Annotated in this window: 1 protein-coding gene; it reads left to right on the top strand. The window is 56.2% G+C overall.

Translation table 11 applies throughout. The annotated features are described in order from the left end of the window. On the top strand, positions 1 to 3036 hold a 3036-nt coding region (locus tag E1K68_RS27400), incomplete at both ends, for an immunoglobulin-like domain-containing protein (protein WP_346344431.1).

The raw sequence follows: 3036 nt of genomic DNA, 5'->3' as shown, positions 1-3036 counted from the left end.
ACACCACCGTTACGGACACACCGGGTACCGATAACACCACCACCGTTACGCTGACCGCGCCAAGTGCCGTTAACGAAGGTGGCCAGATCACCTACACCGCGACCTTGAGCAATAAGGCCGGTACCGACGTCACGCTGAAACTCGACAACGGGTCAAACATCACCATCAAAGCTGGCGAGACCGTCGGCACCGTGACCGTGCCTGCACCTACCGATGATGTGTTCATCGATAAGAGCACGCAGACCGTCCAGATCACCGAAACCACTGGCGGCAACTTCGAAAAACTGGAAGTTGCAGGCAACGGCGCAACGACCACGATCAACGACACCATCGACAAAGTCGATGTGGTCCTGACCGCCACGACTACCGTGGGTGAAGGCGGCAATATCGTTTACACCGCCAGCCTTGTGGATAAAAACGGCGCACCGGTGACCAACATCACCAACCCGTTGACCGTCACCCTGGATAACGGCCAAACCATCACCATTGGTGTGAACCAGTCCAGCGGCACTGTTTCGGTCTTGGCACCGGATGATGTGTACAAGGGCGACCAAACTGTCACCACCGCTATCAAAGGCGTGACCGGCGGCGAACACTTTGAAAATCTGGTACCGGGTACCACGGCGGTGAACACCACCGTTACCGATACCCCTGGTACTGACAACACCACGACGGTCACGCTAACCGCGCCTAGCGCAGTGAACGAAGGTGGCCAGATCACCTACACCGCGACCTTGAGCAACAAGGCCGGTACTGACGTCACCCTGAAGCTGGATAACGGTTCTTCGATCACCATCAAAGCTGGCGACACCGTCGGCACCGTGACCGTGCCTGCACCTACCGATGACGTGTTCATCGACAAGAGCACCCAAACCGTCAAGATCACCGAGACCACGGGCGGCAACTTCGAGAAGTTAGAAGTTGCAGGCAATGGCGCAACCACCACCATCAACGACACCATCGATAAAGTCGACGTGGTTCTGACCGCCACGACTACCGTGGGCGAAGGCGGCAATATCGTTTACACCGCCAGCCTTGTGGATAAAAACGGCGCGCCAGTAACCAACATTACTAACCCACTAACTGTCACTCTAGACAATGGCGAAACCATCACCATCGGTGTGAACCAGTCTAGCGGCTCCATCACCACTATCGCGCCAAACGACGTCTACAAAGGCGATCAAACTGTCACCACTGCGATCAAGGGTGTGACTGGCGGCGAGCATTTTGAAAACCTGGTACCGGGTACCTCGGCGGTGAACACCACCGTCACCGATACTCCCGGCACTGACAACACCACGACGGTGACGCTGACTGCTCCAAGTGCAGTGAACGAAGGTGGTCAAATTACGTACACCGCAACGCTTTCCAACAAAGCGGGCACTGACGTCACTTTGAAGTTGGATAACGGCTCTTCGATCACTATCAAAGCTGGCGACACCGTCGGCACCGTGACCGTCCCTGCACCTACCGATGACGTGTTCATCGACAAGAGCACCCAGACCGTCAAGATCACCGAGACCACGGGCGGCAACTTCGAAAAACTGGAAGTTGCAGGCAACGGTGCGACCACCACCATCAACGACACTATCGACAAAGTTGATGTGGTCCTGACCGCCACTACCACCGTTGGCGAAGGCGGCAACATCGTCTACACCGCCAGCCTTGTGGATAAGAACGGCGCACCGGTGACCAACATCACCAACCCGTTGACCGTGACTTTGGATAACGGCCAGACCATCACCATTGGCGTAAACCAGACTAGCGGTAGCGTTTCGGTTCTTGCTCCTGATGATGTCTATAAAGGCGATCAAACCGTCACCACCGCTATCAAGGGTGTTACCGGCGGCGAGCACTTCGAAAATCTGGTTCCAGGTACTACCCCGGTTAACACCACCGTTACTGATACACCGGGCACCGATAACACCACTACCGTTACGCTGACAGCTCCGACCGAAGCGAATGAGGGTGGCCAGATCACCTACACCGCGACCTTGAGCAATAAGGCCGGTACCGACGTCACGCTGAAGTTGGATAACGGCTCTTCGATCACCATCAAGGCTGGCGACACGGTTGGCACTGTGACCGTGCCCGCGCCTACCGATGACGTGTTCATCGATAAGAGCACCCAGACCGTCAAGATCACCGACGCTTCCGGCGGCAACTTCGAAAAACTTGAAGTCGCAGGCAACGGCGCAACTACCACGATCAACGACACCATCGACAAGGTGGATGTAGTTCTAACTGCCACCACCACCGTCGGCGAAGGCGGCAATATCGTTTACACCGCCAGCCTTGTGGATAAAAACGGCGCACCGGTGACTAACATCACCAGCCCGCTGACCGTGACTTTGGATAACGGCCAGACCATCACCATTGGCGTAAACCAATCGAGCGGTAACGTTTCGGTTCTTGCTCCTGATGATGTGTACAAGGGCGATCAAACCGTTACCACCGCTATCAAAGGCGTGACCGGCGGCGAGCATTTCGAAAACCTGGTCCCTGGCACTACAGCGGTGAACACCACCGTTACGGACACACCGGGTACCGATAACACCACCACGGTTACGCTGACTGCGCCAAGTGCCGTTAATGAAGGTGGCCAGATCACCTACACCGCGACCTTGAGCAATAAGGCCGGCACCGACGTCACGCTGAAGTTGGATAACGGCTCCTCGATCACCATCAAGGCGGGCGACACTGTTGGCACTGTGACCGTGCCTGCACCTACCGATGACGTGTTCATCGATAAGAGCACGCAGACGGTCAAGATCACCGACGCTTCCGGCGGCAACTTCGAAAAACTGGAAGTTGCAGGCGACGGCGCGACCACTACGATCAACGACACCATCGACAAGGTCGATGTGGTCCTGACTGCCACCACCACCGTCGGCGAAGGCGGCAATATCGTTTACACCGCCAGCCTTGTGGATAAAAACGGCGCACCGGTGACTAACATCACCAGCCCGCTGACCGTCACGTTGGATAACGGTAAAACCATCACCATCGGCGTAAACCAATCGAGCGGTAACGTTT

It is taken from the genome of Pseudomonas sp. B2021 (assembly GCF_018135665.1).
GTDB classification, from domain to species: domain Bacteria; phylum Pseudomonadota; class Gammaproteobacteria; order Pseudomonadales; family Pseudomonadaceae; genus Aquipseudomonas; species Aquipseudomonas lactis.
This window is presented reverse-complemented; position numbering and strand designations above follow the sequence as displayed.